15 protein-coding genes are annotated in these 16,971 nt (G+C 68.0%); 5 read left to right on the plus strand and 10 right to left on the minus strand.

The window, feature by feature from the left end:
* The first annotated feature begins 40 nt into the window (after positions 1 to 40).
* Together IGS68_RS23475 and IGS68_RS23480 are read left to right on the plus strand one after the other, a co-directional pair.
* Complete coding sequence (locus tag IGS68_RS23475) at positions 41 to 721, plus strand: DUF484 family protein (RefSeq protein WP_247881040.1); 681 nt, start codon at positions 41 to 43, stop codon at positions 719 to 721.
* On the plus strand, positions 700 to 1,665 hold the full coding sequence (locus tag IGS68_RS23480) for a tyrosine recombinase XerC (protein ID WP_201074538.1): 966 nt from the start codon (positions 700 to 702) through the stop codon (positions 1,663 to 1,665). Before IGS68_RS23475 ends, IGS68_RS23480 begins: the two co-directional genes overlap by 22 nt.
* Here the strand turns inward: IGS68_RS23480 and IGS68_RS23485 are convergent.
* Positions 1,662 to 2,954 carry an MFS transporter gene (locus tag IGS68_RS23485; protein ID WP_247881041.1) on the minus strand — a complete coding sequence of 431 codons (1,293 nt, stop codon included), beginning with the start codon at positions 2,952 to 2,954 and terminating at the stop codon, positions 1,662 to 1,664. The genes IGS68_RS23480 and IGS68_RS23485 overlap by 4 nt on opposite strands.
* The gene (gene lpdA, locus IGS68_RS23490; protein ID WP_201074540.1) at positions 2,932 to 4,338 is read right to left on the minus strand and encodes a dihydrolipoyl dehydrogenase; all 1,407 of its coding nucleotides are present in this window, start codon (positions 4,336 to 4,338) and stop codon (positions 2,932 to 2,934) included. Before lpdA ends, IGS68_RS23485 begins: the two co-directional genes overlap by 23 nt.
* 306 nt (positions 4,339 to 4,644) lie before the next feature.
* On the opposite strand from lpdA, the gene IGS68_RS23495 reads away from it, so the two are divergent.
* On the plus strand, positions 4,645 to 5,463 hold the full coding sequence (locus tag IGS68_RS23495; RefSeq protein ID WP_201074542.1) for a hypothetical protein: 819 nt from the start codon (positions 4,645 to 4,647) through the stop codon (positions 5,461 to 5,463).
* Between the two features lie 81 nt (positions 5,464 to 5,544).
* Positions 5,545 to 6,126, plus strand: coding sequence for a hypothetical protein (locus IGS68_RS23500; RefSeq protein WP_201074544.1), 582 nt, complete (start codon positions 5,545 to 5,547; stop codon positions 6,124 to 6,126).
* A gap of 155 nt (positions 6,127 to 6,281) precedes the next feature.
* On the opposite strand, the gene IGS68_RS23505 is transcribed toward IGS68_RS23500, so the two are convergent.
* From IGS68_RS23505 to mdh, 7 genes are all read right to left on the minus strand, one after another.
* Positions 6,282 to 7,067 (minus strand): response regulator, encoded by a 786-nt coding sequence (locus IGS68_RS23505; protein ID WP_201074554.1) that lies wholly within the window; start codon positions 7,065 to 7,067, stop codon positions 6,282 to 6,284.
* Positions 7,064 to 7,537 carry a chemotaxis protein CheX gene (locus IGS68_RS23510; RefSeq protein ID WP_201074563.1) on the minus strand — a complete coding sequence of 158 codons (474 nt, stop codon included), beginning with the start codon at positions 7,535 to 7,537 and terminating at the stop codon, positions 7,064 to 7,066. Before IGS68_RS23510 ends, IGS68_RS23505 begins: the two co-directional genes overlap by 4 nt.
* A 90-nt stretch (positions 7,538 to 7,627) precedes the next feature.
* Complete coding sequence (gene odhB / locus IGS68_RS23515; RefSeq protein WP_201074565.1) at positions 7,628 to 8,887, minus strand: 2-oxoglutarate dehydrogenase complex dihydrolipoyllysine-residue succinyltransferase; 1,260 nt, start codon at positions 8,885 to 8,887, stop codon at positions 7,628 to 7,630.
* An 87-nt stretch (positions 8,888 to 8,974) separates the two neighbouring features.
* Positions 8,975 to 11,905, minus strand: coding sequence for a 2-oxoglutarate dehydrogenase E1 component (locus IGS68_RS23520; protein ID WP_201074567.1), 2,931 nt, complete (start codon positions 11,903 to 11,905; stop codon positions 8,975 to 8,977).
* Between the two features lie 96 nt (positions 11,906 to 12,001).
* Positions 12,002 to 12,877, minus strand: a complete 876-nt coding sequence (gene sucD / locus IGS68_RS23525; RefSeq protein WP_201074569.1) for a succinate--CoA ligase subunit alpha — start codon at positions 12,875 to 12,877, stop codon at positions 12,002 to 12,004.
* Entirely contained in the window at positions 12,878 to 14,074 is a 1,197-nt protein-coding gene (gene sucC, locus IGS68_RS23530) for an ADP-forming succinate--CoA ligase subunit beta (RefSeq protein ID WP_201074571.1), read from the minus strand.
* Positions 14,075 to 14,299: 225 nt separating this feature from the next.
* A complete protein-coding gene (gene mdh, locus IGS68_RS23535; RefSeq protein ID WP_201074573.1) occupies positions 14,300 to 15,265 on the minus strand; it encodes a malate dehydrogenase in 966 nt (321 codons plus the stop codon).
* A gap of 279 nt (positions 15,266 to 15,544) precedes the next feature.
* Between mdh and IGS68_RS23540 the strand changes: the two genes are divergently transcribed.
* The gene (locus IGS68_RS23540; protein WP_201074575.1) at positions 15,545 to 15,946 is read left to right on the plus strand and encodes a hypothetical protein; all 402 of its coding nucleotides are present in this window, start codon (positions 15,545 to 15,547) and stop codon (positions 15,944 to 15,946) included.
* A gap of 239 nt (positions 15,947 to 16,185) precedes the next feature.
* Here the strand turns inward: IGS68_RS23540 and IGS68_RS23545 are convergent, their stop codons facing one another.
* On the minus strand, positions 16,186 to 16,953 hold the full coding sequence (locus IGS68_RS23545; protein ID WP_201074577.1) for a cytochrome c biogenesis CcdA family protein: 768 nt from the start codon (positions 16,951 to 16,953) through the stop codon (positions 16,186 to 16,188).
* Positions 16,954 to 16,971 lie beyond the last annotated feature (18 nt).

A 16,971-nucleotide genomic window follows, 5' to 3' on the forward strand; every position in this document is an offset into this window, starting at 1 on the left:
GACGCTGATGGCTCGGGAAACCGGACATAGCCAAAGGACGATGGACGCGCTGACTGCTGAGGATGTCGCGGCATATCTGCGCGAGCATCCCGATTTCCTGACCCAGCACGCCGACCTTGTCCAGCACCTGACGCCTCCCGCCATGGCGCACGGCAAGGGAGTGGTGGATTTCCAGTACTTCATGGTCGAGCGGCTTCGCGGCGAGGTCGGGCGCCTGAAGGAGCAGCAGCGGGAGCTGATCACCACCACTCGCGCCAACATCAACAACCAGAACCGGATCCATGCCGCCGTGCTGTTCCTGCTGGACGCACGGTCGTTCGAGCAGCTGATCCAGACCATCACGACGGATCTGGCGGTGCTGCTGGACCTCGACGTGGCCGGCCTGGCGGTGGAGGCGAACGGCGACGACAGGCCGCACGTACACACCTCGGGCGTACGGGTGGTCGAGGCGGGTACGGTCGACGGGTGGCTGGGCAAGCGCGACGTCATGCTCTATTCCGACACGCGCGGCGACCCGGCGATCTTCGGCGCCGCGGCCGGGCTGGTACGCTCGCAGGCGCTGATCCGCATCCAGGTCAGCGAGGATACGCCGCCGGGGCTGCTCGCCTTCGGCAGCCGCGATCCCGACATGTTCCATTCCGGCCAGGGGACCGAGCTGGTCTGCTTCCTGGGCCGGGTGATCGAGCGCAGCATCCGGGCATGGCTCGACCTGCCGGAGTAATCGGTTTCTCCTGCGCCGAGGACGTCACGGCGGCGATCGCCGCCTGGCGCCGCTGGCTGGAGATGGAGAAGCGCGTCTCGCGCCACACGCTGACGGCGTACACCGCCGACCTCTCGGGATTCCTGGAGTTCCTGACCGGATATCATGGCCGCCCGCCGGCGCTGAACGACCTCAGCGCCGCCCGGCTGATGGATTTCCGCGCCTGGCTGGCCCGGCAGGCCGCGGACGGCCTGGGCACGGCGAGCCGGGCGCGGGCGCTGTCGGGCATCCGCAACTTCTTCCGCTGGCTCGACCGCAGCGGGCGGATGCACAACGCCGCGGTCGGGCTGATCCGGGCGCCCAAGCTGCCCGACCGGCTGCCCAAGCCCCTCACGGTGGCCGACGCCGCGGCCTTGCTGCCCAACGCCGAGGCCTGGGCCAACCAGCCCTGGGTCGGCAAGCGCGACCGGGCGCTGTTCACCCTGCTCTATGGCTGCGGCCTGCGCATCGACGAGGCCCTGAGCCTGGACCGGCGCGACATGCCGGCCGACGATACCCTGGTCGTGACCGGCAAGGGCAGCAAGCAGCGCATGGTGCCGGTGCTGCCGGTGGTGCGCGACGCCCTGGCCGACTATGTCGCCGCCTGCCCCTACGCCCTGCCTGCGGACGGGCCGCTGTTCGTCGGGGTGCGCGGCGGCCGGCTCAGGGCCGCCATCGCCCAGAAGCAGATGCGGGAGATCCGGCATTTGATGGGCCTGCCCGACACCGCCACGCCCCACGCCCTGCGCCACAGCTTCGCGACCCATCTGCTGGCCGACGGCAGCGACCTCCGGGCGATCCAGGACCTGCTCGGCCACGCCTCCCTGTCCAGCACCCAGCGCTATACCGAGGTGGACGCGGACCAGATGCTCGGCGTCTACGACAACGCCCATCCCCGCGCCCGCAGGAAGCCCGCGGAGGACTAGCGCTTCCCGCCGTCTCTCCCGCCGCTTCCCATGTCGCCCAGGGCGAGCAGCGCCACCGGCCCCAGCGCCACCACCAGCCCTTGGGAGACGAAGGCCAGTCCCCAGGCCAGGTGGCTCTCCCCGCCGCCCGCCGCGTCCAGGACCACCCCGAACATCACCGAGCCCACGAAGGCCGCCCCGAATCCGAGGAAGGAATGGACCGCCATGGTGGCGCCGCGGCGGCCCGGCAGGGCGTTGGTGACGGCGCCGACGGTCAGCGACGCGCTGTCGGCGGTCACCGTGACGCCGTAGAGCGCCACGACGCAGACCGCCAGCCAGAACGGCAGGCTCGCCGAGAAACCGACGCCGCAGGCCAGCAGCGCCGACCCCGCCATGATCGCGACCAGGACGCGGCGCCGGCCGTAGCGGGTCGCGGCCTCGTTGCCGAGGATGCTGGCCGGAAGCCCCAGCAGCAGGATGACGGTGCCCAGGGTCGTGACCACCGCCGGGACGGTCCCATCGGGCACGGTCCCGGCGCTGGCCGCGAAGGCGAAGGCAAGGAAGGCCACCAGCCAGGCGCGCAGGCCGAACAGCTCGTAGCAGTGCGCCGAATAGGCCAGGATGTAGCCCATGGCCGCCCGGTGGCGCAGCACGGGCCGGAAGTCGAGCAGCGCGGTCTCGGCCGCCGCGGGACGCTCGGCCGGCGCCCGGGGGATCCCCCACCAGGCGAGCGCCAGGGCGGCGGCGGTCGCCGCCGAGGAGGCCAGGAAGGCCACCCGCCAGCCGAACTCCGCCCCCGCCAGCCCGGCGATCAGCACCGAGGCGCTGGAGCCCAGCGCGTAACTGGCCGTGTAGAAGGACAGATAGCGCCCCTGCCGCGGCCCGGCGGTATGGTCGGACAGGATCCGCAGCCCCGGCATGTAGGTTCCGGCCAGCCCCACGCCGCCCAGGGCCCTGAACAGCATGGCGGTCCAGAACCCCTCCGCGAACAGCGCGAAGCCCAGCAGCGCCAGGGCCGCCAGCGCCGTCGAGAACAGGTAGATCCGCCGAGGATCGATCCGGTCGGTCAAGGTGACCAGGACCGGCACGGCGGCGACGTAGCCGCCGTGGAACACGCCGTTGATCCAGCCGGCCTCCACCGTGCCCAGGCGCCACTCCGCGAAGAAGGTCGGCAGCAGCGCCGGGAAGCTCATGGTGCCGGCCATGCCGAGCACCTCGGCAAGGCAGAGCACCAGGGCCAGCCGGCCGGGAGTGGACCTTCCGGCCGCCGGATCCGACGGCGCCGGCTTACATGTGGAGGGGTCGGCCATCCACCGCCAGGGCCGCTTCCTTGACCGCCTCGTTCAGGGTCGGGTGGGCGTGGCAGGTCCGCGCGATGTCCTCGGCGGACGCACCGAACTCCATCGCCAGGGCCAACTCGGCGATCAGGTCGCCAGCGCTGGCGCCGACGATGTGGACGCCCAGCACGCGGTCGGTCGCGGCGTCGGCCAGCATCTTCACGAAGCCTTCGGTCATGCCCAGGGCGCGGGCGCGGCCATTGGCGGTGAAGGGGAACTTGCCGACCTTGTACTTGACGCCCGCGGCCTTCAGCTGCTCCTCCGTCTTGCCGACGGTGGAGGCCTCCGGCCAAGTGTAGACCACGCCGGGAATGGCGTCGTAGTTGATGTGGGCCGACTGGCCCGCGATCAGCTCGGCCACCGCGACGCCCTCGTCCTCGGCCTTGTGGGCCAGCATCTGCCCCTCGATCACGTCGCCGATGGCATAGATGCCGGGGACGTTGGTCTCCCAGTGGTGGGAGGTGACGATCCGGCCGCGCTGGTTGATCTCGACGCCCATCTCCTCCAGGCCCAGCCCGGCGGTGTAGGGCCGGCGGCCGATCGCGACCAGGACGACGTCGGCCTCGATCTGCTGCGCCTCGCCGCCCTTGGACGGTTCGACCGTCAGGGTGACGCCCGCGTTGCCCACCGCGGCCGCCGTGACCTTGGTGTTCAGCTTGAAGGTCATGCCCTGCTTGCCCAGGATGCGCTGCATCTGCTTGGACACTTCGCCGTCCATGCCCGGCAGGATCCGGTCCAGGAACTCGATCACGGTAACCTCGGCGCCCAGCCGGCCCCAGACCGAGGCCATCTCCAGCCCGATCACGCCGCCGCCGATCACCGCGAAGCGCTTGGGCACCTCGGCCAGCTCCAGCGCGCCGGTGGAGGTGACGATCCGCTGCTCGTCGACCTCTACGCCGGGGACCGGCATCGATTCCGAACCGGTGGCGATGATGATGTTCTTGGCACCGACGGTCTCGCTGCCGCCATCGCCCTCGATCGTCACCTCGTTCCTGGCGGTGATGCGGCCGCGGCCCTTCAGCCAGTCGACCTTGTTCTTCTTGAACAGGAACTCGATGCCCTTGGTGTTGTCCTCGACCACCTTGTTCTTGTTGGCCATCATCGTCGGCAGGTCCAGCTCGACCGAACCCAGCTTGATGCCGTGCGACGCGAAGCTGTGCTTGGCTTCCTCGAACTTCTCCGAACTGGTGAGCAGCGCCTTGGACGGGATGCAGCCGACATTGAGGCAGGTGCCGCCCAGAGTCTTGCGCATTTCCACGCAGGCCGTCTTCAGGCCGAGCTGAGCTGCGCGGATCGCGGCGACGTATCCGCCGGGACCGCCGCCGATGACTACAACGTCGTAGGTTTTCTCAGGCATTTTTCTTCTTCGCCTCCGTGGGCAGCTCGCGAGCGTGGCCGTGCTTTGCGGATGCGATTTATGGCCTCTCAAGCGGCCCGTGGCAATCGCCGTGACTGTCACAAGCCTATGGAAATGCCCGAAATCCCTGATATTGGCGGTACTTGGCGGCACGCAGGGCAGCTGCGCGGCGATGGGTCGCACGGCTGGTCCCGGCGCCATGGCACTGCCGTAAATCTTCCTTAACCGAGCAGGCGCTCATCATGCTTGCGGCATAGGACGGAGCGCATAAGACGTCGCTTTCCGGCACACATTTGAAGCAAGAACATGGCCGACGAGACGTTCCATCAAACCCAACATGATCTGGCGCGGACGCTGATCCGTACCTTCTACGAGGCGCTGGCGGTCCAATTCGAGCGCAAGGACCACATTACCCGAGACGAGCTCGACCGCGCCTTCACCCTGATCGAGGGGTTCTGGCCGAAGACGCTGCCCGCCTTCAAGGCCAATTGCCGGCTGTGCCTGGACAAGCACGGCGCCCGCGCCTACAACCCCGATGCCCGCCGCAAAGATTTCCTGACCCGTTTCGTCTTCTCCCTGCTGATCACCAGCATCCCGTCCCGCATGGACCCGATCAGCGGCAAGCACTTCCCCCAGGTGATCGTCCGGGGCATCCAGCGCAACGTCACGACCCTGTTCAGCAATGCCGAGTACGAGATGCTGAACAGCCAGGCCCAGGCGATCTTCGCCACCATCGGGACCGACGACGATACCCAGATGTGGCCGCTGATCCGGGCGGACGAGACCATGAGCATGCTGGCGGACAAGATCTTCATCCGCATGCTGCTGCGCTTCAAGCAGTTCAACCATCAGCGCCAGACCTTCACCGCGGCCATCGTCGGCAGCATCGAGGCCAATGTCTACAAGTTCACCGACCAGGACTTCTGCACCGTCTTCGAGGCGATGTTCAGCCGCTACGAGGCCCTGATCCGCACGCCGGAGGGACGGATCAAGATGGATGTCTATTACGGGGACGGCACCGCGGACGGGATCTCCAGCATCTTCTTCGCCTTCGAGCAGTTCAAGAAGGACCTGGCCGCTCGCGAGGGCCGGACCAAGGGGATGCTGTCGGCGAGGCGCCGGTGACTCGCGTCCAATTTTGGTAGGTTTTTATTAACCATACAGCCGTCATTCTCCCTCTGGTTGACTTGCCAGTTCGGGGAACCCATGACCTGCATCGTTGGATTGATCGAAGGCCGCCGCGTATGGATGGGCGGCGACAGCGCCGGAGTTTCCGGTTTGGACATCACCGTGCGCGCCGACCCCAAGGTCTTCCGCAACGGCGATTTCCTGATCGGGTTCACCAGCTCGTTCCGCATGGGCCAGCTGCTGGCGTTCCGGCTGCGTCCGCCGAAGCGGCCCGAAGGGATGGACGTGTTCCGCTTCATGGTCACCGACTTCGTGGACGAGGTCCGGAACTGCCTCAAGGAGGGCGGCTACGCCCAGCGCAACAACGACGCCGAGCAGGGCGGCAGCTTCCTGGTGGCCTACGAGGGCCGGCTGTTCTCGATCCAGAGCGACTATCAGGTCTGCGAGACGACCCGCGGCTTCCACGCGATCGGCTGCGGCGCCGACTATGCGCTCGGCTCCCTGGCCTCCACCGTCGGCCAGCCGGCGGAGCAGCGCGTCCGGAAAGGGTTGGAATGCGCCGAACTGCTGAATGGCGGCGTCCGTGCCCCCTTCCGGATCGAATACCTGGACGCCGAGGAGGACAACCTGACCCTGCCGCTGCTCAGCGCCGTCGCGTAGAGCTCTGCCCGATCGGGTCGATCCGCCCGGGGCAGCCGAACCGATGCGTTGCGCCATAGGCGCAACCTACGATCGACGGTCCGCAACACCTCCGCCCTGCGTCGAATCGTAGGTTGCGCCCATGGCGCAACACGGTGCGGACCGCCGGCGGTCGCTCAGAAGATGGTCTGGCCGTGACCGACATATTGCGGTGCCATGACGCGGAAGCGTGACCAGACCTTCTTGAGGTTGGGCTGCTGGACGGGCTTGAGCAGGTAGTCGTCGGCCCCCAGCGACCGCGCGTCGCGCACCGTGTCCATCGAGGCGTCCGACGTCACCATCACCACATAAGCGTCGCGCCGCAGCGCCTTGATCGCCTTCAGCGCCTGGATGCCCGTCATGTCCGGCATGTGGACGTCCAGGAAGACGATGTCGAAATATTCCCGGTTGCAGGCCTCGACCGCCATCCGCCCGTCGTCGGCGCCGGTCACCATGCTTTCGACCCCCAGCAGATCGAGGCCGCGCTTCAGCAGCGCCTGGCCGGTACGGCTGTCGTCGGCGGTCAGCACCGCGAAGGGCCGACGGATCTCCTCCAGCGTGGACATGATCCGGTTCAGCGACGCGCCGCTGATCGGCTTGGTCACGAAGCCCAGGGCGCCGTAGTCCTGCGCGGTCCCGCTGGCCGCGGCGCTGGTGTCCGAAGAGATCATGAAGACCAGGGCGCAGGGATCGTACGACCGGATCGCGTGCAGCGTCTGCAGACCGTCGAGGCCCGGCATGTGGATGTCGAGCAGGACGAGGTCGTGGCGTTGCGCGCGGTAGGCCGCGAGGGCGTCGGTCCCGTTGTCCGCCTCGGTGATCTGGAAGTTCGTGCCCGGCCAGACGAGATTGCCCTTGATGAGAGCCCGCATGGCCCGCGAATCGTCGGCCAGCAGGACCTTGACCTTGGCGGGAAGCTTCACGGCTCGCCGTCCCGATGCTCGATGATTTGAACCACGATGAACCGCCCCAGGAATGGATGGACGAGATTAACCGCGACGACGCCCGCCGGGGATGCGGTATGGTGGCCCATCGCCTCGGGTCCGCGCTCGGCGACGGACGGCAGGGACAGGACGGCGGCGCCGCGGACCAGGCCCTTCACGTTTCCCGCGACCGTGTTGCACAGTTCGGCCACCACGTCGGTCCGCTCGGCGGGCGTGGTTTCCTCCGCGGGGATGCCGAACAGGGCGGAGGCAAGGCAGGCCGCCAGCGGCGAGGGCACCCGGACGGCGACGGTGCCGTTCCAGGCGCCGGACAGCCTGGCCTGGGCAAGCACGACTCGGGCGTCCGTCCTGCTCAGCGCCGGGGAAGGTGGCTCCGGAAACGATGCCAGCGCCTCGGCGACGAAGGTGGTGACCGCCTCCTCGGTGATGCCGTGCTCCAGAGCGCTCATGCTGTCTTCCGCCCCGCCGGATGAGGATACGACGACGCCCCGGCCAGGGGATGGCCGGGGCGTGGGTTTCGCTTGCGCCGTGATGCCGGATCAGACGTCCAGCAGGATGCGCTGCGGGTCCTCGATGCACTCCTTGACGCGGACCAGGAAGGTGACCGCTTCCTTGCCGTCGATGATGCGGTGGTCGTAGCTCAGCGCCAGGTACATCATCGGGCGGATCTCGATCTTGCCGTTGACCACCATCGGGCGCTCCTGGGTCTTGTGCATGCCCAGGATGGCCGACTGCGGCGGGTTGATGATCGGGGTCGACATCAGCGAGCCGTAGACGCCGCCGTTTGAGATCGTGAAGGTGCCGCCGGACAGCTCCTCCATGGACAGCTTGCCGTCCCTCGCCTTCTTGCCGAGCGCGCCGATGGTCTTCTCGACCCCGGCGAAGTTCAGCTTGTCGGCGTCGCGCACCACCGGAACCACCAGGCCGCTCGGCGTGCCGACGGCGACGCCGATGTCATAGTAGTTCTTGTAGATGATGTCGGTGCCCTCGATCTCGGCGTTGACCGCCGGGAGCTCCTGGAGCGCCGTGATGCAGGCCTTCACGAAGAACGACATGAAGCCCAGCTTGACGCCGTGCTTCTTCTCGAACACGTCCTTGTAGGAATTGCGCACGGCCAGCAGGTTGGTCATATCCACCTCGTTGAAGGTGGTCAGCATGGCCGCGGTGTCCTGGGCCTCCTTCAGGCGCTCGGCGATGCGCTGGCGCAGGCGCGTCATGCGGACGCGCTCCTCCTGCTCGGCGCGGGCGCGCGGGCCGGCCGGAACGGCGGGCTTGGGCGCCGGCTTGGCCGCGGGGGCCGGAGCGGGGGCGGCCGGCATCTGGGTCGGGCGGCTCTCCAGGTAGCGCAGCACGTCTTCCTTGGTCAGGCGGCCGTCCTTGCCGGTCGCCTGGATGTCCGACGCCTTCAGCTTGTTGTCGTCGATCAGCTTGCGCACCGCCGGGGACAGGGTGTCGTGCTGCTCGGCTGCCGGAGCGGCGGGGGCCGCCGGCGCGGGGGCCGGGGCGGGTTCGGCCTTGGCTTCCGGCTTCGACTCCGCAGGCTTGGCGGCCGGGGCGCCGGCGCCGTCGGACAGGGTGCCCAGCAGGGCCCCGACCTCGACCGTGGCGCCTTCCTCGGCGACGATCTCGGCCAGCGTGCCGGCGGAGGTGGCGTTGACCTCCAGCGTGACCTTGTCGGTTTCCAGTTCCAGCAGCGGCTCGTCCATGGCGACCGAGTCGCCGACCTTCTTCAGCCACTTCGCGACGGTGGCTTCGCTGACCGATTCACCGAGGACGGGGACCGTGATTTCCAGGGCCATGATTTCAAACCTTTTTATGTGAGCGGTTCGCTCGGTTTTGTTGGGAGGTGCGGGGGCGGCCGCAGGACGGCGCCCCCGCAGGTCCGGTTACTTGACGGTCAGCGCCTCGTCGACGAGCTGCGCCTGCTCGCGGTTGTGCCGCTTCAGCAGGCCGGTCGCCGGGGACGCCGCCTCGACGCGGCCGGCATAGAGCGGACGGGTGGCCTTGATCTGGGCGGCGACCATGCAGTCCTCGAGCCGGCGGTCGATGAAGGCCCAGGCCCCCATGTTGCGCGGCTCTTCCTGGCACCAGACCACGTCGGCGTTGACGTAGCGGGACAGCTCGCGGGTCAGCGAGGTGCGCGGGAACGGATAGAGCTGCTCCAGCCGGACGATCGCCACGTCTTTGATGCCCCGCGTCTCGCGCTCCTGCAGCAGGTCGTAATAGACCTTGCCGGTGCACAGCACGACCCGCTTGACCTGGTCGTCGGCGACCAGCTCGTACGGCTCGCTCAGGATGCGGTGGAACGAGGTGCCGGGACCGAAATCCTCCAGCTTCGACACCGCCAGCTTGTGGCGCAGCAGCGACTTCGGCTCGAACACGACCAGCGGCTTGCGGAAGTCGCGGCGGACCTGCCGGCGCAGCGCATGGAAATAGTTGGCCGGCGTCGTGCAGTTCAGGATCTGCCAGTTGTCCTCGCCGCACATCTGCAGGTACCGCTCCAGGCGGGCGGAGCTGTGCTCCGGCCCCTGCCCCTCGTAGCCGTGGGGCAGCAGCATCACCAGGCCTGACATGCGCAGCCACTTGGACTCGCCCGAGCTGATGAACTGGTCGATGATCACCTGGGCGCCGTTGGCGAAGTCGCCGAACTGCGCCTCCCAGATCACCAGCTCGTGCGGCTCGGCCAGCGAGACGCCGTATTCGAAGCCCAGGACCGCCGCTTCCGACAGCGGGCTGTCGTGGACCTCATAGATCGCCTGGCCTTCCCGGATGTTGTTGAGCGGGATGAAGCGCTCCTCGGTCTCCTGGTCGACCAGCACGGAGTGCCGCTGGGAGAAGGTGCCGCGGCCGACGTCCTGGCCGGACAGGCGGACCGGCGTGCCCTCGACGCACAGGGTGCCGAACGCCAGCGCCTCGGCGGTCGCCCAGTCGATGCCCTCGCCGCTCTCGATCGCCTGGGCCTTGGCCTTGAGCTGGCGGGCGATCTTGGAATTGATCTTGATGTGCTTCGGCTCGGTCGATATCGCCTTGCCGACCTCGCGCAGCACGTCCAGCTCGACCGCGGTGTTGCCGCGGCGGTCGTCGCCCGACGCCGCCTCCAGGCCCGACCACTTGCCTTCCAGCCAGTCGGCGCGGTTGGGCTTGTAGTGGCTGGCGACCTCGAACTCGTCCTCCAGCTTCTTGTAGAAGTCGGCGACGATCTTCTCCGACTCCTCCGCCGTGATCACGTTCTCGTCGATCAGCTTCTTGGCGTAGATCTCGCGGGTCGTGGCGTGGCTGCGGATCGCCTTGTACATCAGCGGCTGGGTGAACGCGGGCTCGTCACCCTCGTTGTGGCCGTGGCGGCGGTAGCAGAACAGGTCAACGACCACGTCCTTCTTGAACTTCTGGCGGAACTCGATCGCGATCCGCGCGACGTGGACGACCGCCTCCGGGTCGTCGCCGTTGACGTGGAAGATCGGCGCCTGGATCATCTTCGCGACGTCGGTGCAGTACGGCCCCGAGCGCGAATAGCTCGGCATCGTGGTGAAGCCGATCTGGTTGTTGATGATGAAGTGGATCGTGCCGCCGACGCGATAGCCCTTCAGCTCGCTCATCATCAGCGTCTCGGCCACCAGTCCCTGGCCGGCGAAGGCGGCGTCGCCGTGCAGCAGGATGCCCAGCACCTCGTCGCGGCTCTCGTCGGTCGGCGGGACGGTGCCGCAACGCTGGATCTGCTTGGCGCGCACGCGGCCGATCACGACCGGGTCGACCGCTTCAAGGTGCGACGGGTTCGGGCTCAGCGACAGGTGGACGGAGTTGCCGTCGAAGTCGCGGTCCGACGAGGTGCCCAGGTGGTACTTCACGTCGCCCGAACCCTGGACGTCCTCCGGATGGGCCGAATTGCCCTGGAACTCGGAGAAGATCGCCTTGAACGGCTTGCCCATGAAGTTGGCCAGCACGTTGAGCCGGCCGCGGTGGGCCATGCCGAGCACGACCTCCCGCAGTCCCAGCTGGCCGCCGCGCTTCAGCACCTGCTCCATGGCGGGCATCAGGGCCTCGCCGCCGTCCAGGCCGAAGCGCTTGGTGCCGGTGTATTTCTTGTCGAGGAAGCGCTCGAAGTTCTCGGCCGCGGTCAGCCGCTCCAGGATCGCCTTCTTGCCGTTGACCGTGAAGTCGGTGTGGTTGCGCCCGCCCTCGATGCGCTCCTGGATCCAGGCCTTCTGGTCGGGGTCCTGGATATGCATGAACTCGACGCCGATGGTGCCGCAATAGGTCTTCTTCAGGACCTCCAGGATCTGGCGCAGCGTCGCCGTCTCCATGCCGAGGACGTTGTTGATGAAGATCGGGCGGTCCCAGTCGGCGTCGGTGAAGCCGTAGGTCTTGGGATCCAATTCCGGATGCTGCTCGCGCTTCTCCAGCCCCAGCGGGTCCAGGGTGGCCTGGAGATGGCCGCGGACGCGGTAGACGCGGATCAGCATCAGCGCCCGCAGGCTGTCCAGCGTGGCGGCGCGGAGCTGGTCCTGGTCCAGTGCAGCCGCCGGTGCCGCGGCGCCGTTCGCGGCGGCGTGGCCGTTGGCCTTGGCCGAGCCGTTCGGCTTGGCGGCGGGGGCGGGTTCCTCGCCGATCACCGCCGTGGTGTTGGGCGCCCAGCTCGCCCCGCGCAGTTCGTCCAGCACCTCCCGCGCGTCGTCGTTCAGCTCGCCGAAGAAGCTGCTCCAGCTCTGGTCGACGGACTGCGGGTCCTTGAGATAACGGGCGTACAGCTCGGCGATGAAAGTGGCGTTCGAGCCGAATAGGAACGATGACTGATCAGGGGTCGCTGCGATCGCTGACATTTGTTAATGACGCGGGCGTTGGCGCCCGCGCCCTCTTTCTGGCAAGGGTTTACGGCTCCGATGGGCCGGTCGGGGACCGGCCCGGGCTGATCGTCATCAACCCTTCAGAGCCTTCAGCATGGTGCTGCCCAGGCTGGCCGGGCTGTCGGCAACGTGGATGCCGGCGGACTTCAGCGCCTCGACCTTGAAGTCGGCGGTGTCGTTGCCGCCGGAGATCACGGCGCCGGCATGTCCCATCCGGCGTCCCGGAGGAGCGGTGCGGCCGGCGATGAAGCCCACGACGGGCTTCTTCGTCTTGCTGTCCCTGAGGAATTCGGCTCCCTTGACCTCGGCGTCGCCGCCGATCTCGCCGATCATGATGATGCCTTCGGTCTCCGGATCGTCCAGGAACAGCTCCAGGCTGTCCACGAAGTTGGTGCCGTTGACCGGGTCGCCGCCGATGCCGATGCAGGTCGATTGCCCCAGGCCCGCCGCCGTGGTCTGCGCCACCGCCTCATATGTGAGCGTGCCGGAGCGGGAGACAACACCGATCTTGCCGCGGCGGTGGATGTGGCCCGGCATGATGCCGATCTTGCATTCGTCCGGGGTGATGACGCCCGGGCAGTTCGGACCGATCAGGCGGGTCTTGGAGCCGGCCAGGGCGCGCTTGACGGTCACCATGTCGAGGACGGGGATGCCCTCGGTGATGCAGACCACCAAGGCGATCTCGGCGTCGATCGCCTCCAGGATCGCGTCGGCCGCGAACGGCGGCGGGACGTAGATCACGCTGGCGTTGGCGCCGGTGACATGGACGGCCTCGGCGACGGTGTCGAACACCGGCAGGTCGAGGTGCTTGGTGCCGCCCTTGCCGGGGGTGACGCCGCCGACCATCTGCGTGCCGTAGGCGATCGCCTGCTCGGAGTGGAAGGTCCCCTGCGCGCCGGTGAAGCCCTGGCAGATGACTTTCGTTTGGGAATTGACGAGGACAGCCATTTACGCCGCTTCCTTCACCGCTTTGACGACCTTTTCCGCCGCGTCCGCCAGATTGTCGGCGGACAGGATGGGGAGGCCCGATTCACTGAGGATCTTCTTGCCCAGGTCGACGTTGGTGCCTTCGAGGCGGACGACCAGCGGGACATGGAGGGAGACTTCGCGGGCCGCGGCCACGACGCCCTCGGCGATCACGTCGCAGCGCATGATGCCGCCGAAGATGTTGACCAGGATGCCTTCGACGTTCTTGTCCGACAGGATCAGCTTGAACGCGGTGGTGACCCGCTCGCGCGTGGCGCCGCCGCCGACGTCGAGGAAGTTGGCCGGCTCGCCGCCGTACAGCTTGATGATGTCCATGGTCGCCATCGCCAGCCCGGCGCCGTTGACCATGCAGCCGATCGAGCCGTCGAGCTTGATGTAGTTGAGGCCGTGCTTGGCGGCTTCCAGCTCGGAGGCTTCCTCCTCGTCGGCGTCGCGCAGCTCCTCCACGTCCTTGTGGCGGAACAGGGCGTTGTCGTCGAAGTTCATCTTGGCGTCGAGCGCGATGATGTCGCCCGAGCCGGTCACGACCAGCGGGTTGATCTCGACGATCGAGGCGTCCAGGTCAACGAAGGCCTTGTAGGTCGCCAGGATCAGCTTGACCGCGGCGTTGACCTGTTTGCCTTCCAGGCCCAGGCCGAAGGCGATCTTGCGGGCATGGAAGCCGGAGATGCCGGTCGCCGGGTCGACCGCGACCTTCAGGATCTTCTCCGGCGTGTTGTGGGCGACCTCCTCGATCTCCATGCCGCCCTCGGTGGACGCCATGACGGTGACCCGCGAGGTGGCGCGGTCCAGCAGCAAGCCCAGGTACAGCTCGCGCTTGATGTCGCAGCCTTCCTCGATGTAGAGGCGCTTCACTTCCTTGCCGGACGGGCCGGTCTGCTTGGTCACCAGGACGTGGCCGAGCATCTCCTTGGCGTTGGACGCCACGTCCTCGACCGACTTGACGACGCGGACGCCGCCCTTGCCGTCGGGATTGTCGGCGAAACGCCCGGCGCCGCGGCCGCCGGCGTGGATCTGGGACTTCACCACCCAGACCGGACCGCCCAGTTCCTTCGCGACTTGCTCTGCCTCGGGGATGGTATAGGCGACGCCGCCGCGCGGCACCGACACACCGTATTTTTTCAGCAGGTTTTTGGCCTGATATTCATGAATGTTCATGGACGTCCGTCTATCTGATGGCGGCTATCTGGTGACGGGTGGCAAACGAGGCACCCCGGCTTAAGAATACCTGGCCCGTTCCGTCCGGGTCGCGGGGGTGCCGGCCGCTCAGTCTAGCACCCCCCGCGCCCCGATTGAACCGGGCCCGGCCGTACCGGCTATGCCGGGCGGCCAGTCGGGATACGAAAAAGGCCGCCCGGAGCGGCGGCCTCCCGAAGGCCGCTGTCAGGCGGACTTCTCGCTTTCCATCTTCTTGACGACCTCTACCAGGGTCTTCACGGCCCCGACCGAGTGGTCGAACATGGCCTTCTCGTCGGGGTTCAGCTCGATCTCGACGATCTTCTCGACGCCGCCGGCGCCGATCACGACCGGCACGCCGACATACAGGTCGTCCACGCCGTACTGGCCGGTCAGGTGGGCCGCGACCGGCAGGACGCGCTTCTTGTCCTTCAGGTAGCTGTCGGCCATCGCGATGGCGGAGGCGGCGGGGGCGTAGAAGGCCGAGCCGGTCTTCAGCAGCTTGACGATCTCGGCGCCGCCGTCGCGGGTGCGCTGCACGATCGCGTCGAGCTTCTCCTGGGTGGTCCAGCCCATCTTGACCAGGTCGGGGAGCGGGATGCCGGCGACGGTGGAGTAGCGCACCAGCGGCACCATGGTGTCGCCGTGGCCGCCCAGCACGAAGGCCGTCACGTCCTCGACCGAGACGTCGAATTCCTGGGCCAGGAAGGTGCGGAACCGCGCGCTGTCGAGCACGCCGGCCATGCCGACGACCTTGCTGGTGGGCAGGCCGGACGCCTGCTGCAGGACCCACACCATCACGTCGAGCGGGTTGGTGATGACGATGACGAAGGCGTTGGGGGCGTACTTGCCGATGTTCTCGCCGACCGTCTTCATCACGCCGGTGTTGATGCCGATCAGGTCGTCACGGCTCATGCCGGGCTTGCGGGGAACGCCGGCGGTCACGATCACGACGTCGGCGCCCTCGATGATCGAGTAGTCGCTGCCGCCGACCAGCTTGGCATCGAAACCCTCGACCGGGGCGGACTGCGCGATGTCCAGCGCCTTGCCGTCCGGCATGCCTTCCGCGATGTCGAACACGGCGATGTCGCCGAGTTCCTTCAAGCCTGCCAGCAGGGCAAGCGTGCCACCGATCTGGCCGGCGCCGACGAGCGCGATCTTATTGCGTGCCATGAAGCGTTCCCCAAGTGTTGCCGAGCTTTGTTTACGAGGGAGCGAGGGTCGCTTTGGTCCGGGCCGGCCGGTCCTGAGATCGGCCCTCAAATCCGCGCGGCTACGTACTCCGATTCCGTGCCGAGGGCAAGGGGGACGGGCCGGGCATAACCGAGCGGCGGTTGAGTAGCACCCGCTCACGACCATCGCGCCGACCCTCCCCGGAATCGCGCTTCGGGAACCCGCGGGCCCCGCTTAAGGTTTGGATGGTAATACCAAATCTGGCTGAGGAGATCGCTCATGTCGACCTGGACTTCCCGCTTGTGCGGTGCGGCGGCACTGCTCGCCGCCGCGCTGCCGGTACAAGCCCAAGTGGTATCACCATCGCCCGGGACGGCCCCCGATCCGGCCTCCCGGCAGGCCCAGCCGACCCCTCCCGCCTTCACCTCGGTGACCCCCGGCTCCGATGCCGCGGAAACCTTCGAATGCAGGTCCCTGCTGACTTTGCTGCGGGTCGACATCCCCTCCTGGGAGCGCGCGACCGCCTGGTTCCAGGAACCGTTCGTCCGGGACGAGCCGACGCTCGAACAGCTCGCCGCGCGCCAGCGCTGCTTCGACGTCACGGCCTCCCCGGTCGTGAGCTTCGAGGAAAACGTTCCGGTCGAGCGGCCGGTGGACCGGGTGCCGCGACCGGGCATGTGAGGGGCGCCGGCCCCCACATAGGGCTCCCCGAGGGTCGGCCGGAAGGTCGTTCCGATGTGCTTCGGAGGCAGTTTCCGGTTGTGGCGGCAGATTGACGCAGTGCCCGAAAGTCGGCCGGATCGGGGGCAGTTTGGACAGATTTGTATAGCTTGCCGCCCTCCGGAAGCAACTTCCCGCCGAATGGCCGGCAGTTCCGGAAATCTTCGCATGGCAACCTGCCGGAGGGGCATCCCGCGGCCTCAGCCGATGCGGCCGAGCGCCGGCATCGCGTCGAGCAGCCACCCCGCGACCGCCGGCATGGTTCCCGACAGCATCAGCGCGCCGGTGCCGATCAGCGACAGGCCGATAACCCCTTCGACCACCGGCATGTGCCGCCGCAGGCGCTTCGCGAGGCGGAGGAACGGCCGCACCACCAGGGCTGCGGCCAGGAAGGGAATGCCGATGCCGGCCGCGTAGACGGCGAGCAGCAGCGCGCCGCGCGCCGCGTCCGCCTCGCCGCCGGCGACGAACAGGATGGCGGCCAGCACCGGCCCCACGCAGGGCGTCCAGCCGAAGGCGAAGGCCAGCCCGACCAGATAGGCGCCGGCAAGGCTTCCGGCCGCCCTGCTCCCGGGATCGATCCGCCAGTCGCGGTACAGCGCGGTGACGCGGAACACGCCGAGATAATGCAACCCGAGCAGGACGATCATCGCGCCGGCGATCCGGGACAGCGGCTCCAGATGGTCCGCGACCAAGCGGCCCAGCGCCGAGGCGGTGGCGCCCAGGGCCACGAAGACCGTGGCGAAGCCGAGGACGAAGGCCAGCGCCGCCGCGAAGACGCGCGCCTGGGTCCCCGGCGGCGGCCCGCCGCCCCCCTCCGCATCCGTCCCTTCCCCGCCGGTCAGGCGGTCGAGCGAGACGCCGCCGAGAAAGCACAGGTAGGCCGGCACCAGAGGCAGCACGCAGGGCGAGGCGAAGCTCAGCAGGCCCGCCGCCAGCGCACCGGTCCAGGTGATGTCGATCCCCATCGGCGCGATCCCCGGAAC

Source organism: Skermanella sp. TT6 (assembly GCF_016653635.2).
In the GTDB taxonomy this organism is placed as follows: domain Bacteria; phylum Pseudomonadota; class Alphaproteobacteria; order Azospirillales; family Azospirillaceae; genus Skermanella; species Skermanella cutis.

Excerpts from the sequence above, each read along its gene's own strand:
- IGS68_RS23475 (WP_247881040.1), top strand. The coding sequence starts at position 41 with ATGGACGCGCTGACTGCTGAGGATGTCGCGGCATATCTGCGCGAGCAT.
- IGS68_RS23480 (WP_201074538.1), top strand. The coding sequence starts at position 700 with ATGGCTCGACCTGCCGGAGTAATCGGTTTCTCCTGCGCCGAGGACGTC.
- IGS68_RS23485 (WP_247881041.1), bottom strand. The coding sequence starts at position 2,954 with ATGGCCGACCCCTCCACATGTAAGCCGGCGCCGTCGGATCCGGCGGCC.
- lpdA (WP_201074540.1), bottom strand. The coding sequence starts at position 4,338 with ATGCCTGAGAAAACCTACGACGTTGTAGTCATCGGCGGCGGTCCCGGC.
- IGS68_RS23495 (WP_201074542.1), top strand. The coding sequence starts at position 4,645 with ATGGCCGACGAGACGTTCCATCAAACCCAACATGATCTGGCGCGGACG.
- IGS68_RS23500 (WP_201074544.1), top strand. The coding sequence starts at position 5,545 with ATGACCTGCATCGTTGGATTGATCGAAGGCCGCCGCGTATGGATGGGC.
- IGS68_RS23510 (WP_201074563.1), bottom strand. The coding sequence starts at position 7,537 with ATGAGCGCTCTGGAGCACGGCATCACCGAGGAGGCGGTCACCACCTTC.
- odhB (WP_201074565.1), bottom strand. The coding sequence starts at position 8,887 with ATGGCCCTGGAAATCACGGTCCCCGTCCTCGGTGAATCGGTCAGCGAA.
- IGS68_RS23520 (WP_201074567.1), bottom strand. The coding sequence starts at position 11,905 with ATGTCAGCGATCGCAGCGACCCCTGATCAGTCATCGTTCCTATTCGGC.
- sucD (WP_201074569.1), bottom strand. The coding sequence starts at position 12,877 with ATGGCTGTCCTCGTCAATTCCCAAACGAAAGTCATCTGCCAGGGCTTC.
- sucC (WP_201074571.1), bottom strand. The coding sequence starts at position 14,074 with ATGAACATTCATGAATATCAGGCCAAAAACCTGCTGAAAAAATACGGT.
- mdh (WP_201074573.1), bottom strand. The coding sequence starts at position 15,265 with ATGGCACGCAATAAGATCGCGCTCGTCGGCGCCGGCCAGATCGGTGGC.
- IGS68_RS23540 (WP_201074575.1), top strand. The coding sequence starts at position 15,545 with ATGTCGACCTGGACTTCCCGCTTGTGCGGTGCGGCGGCACTGCTCGCC.
- IGS68_RS23545 (WP_201074577.1), bottom strand. The coding sequence starts at position 16,953 with ATGGGGATCGACATCACCTGGACCGGTGCGCTGGCGGCGGGCCTGCTG.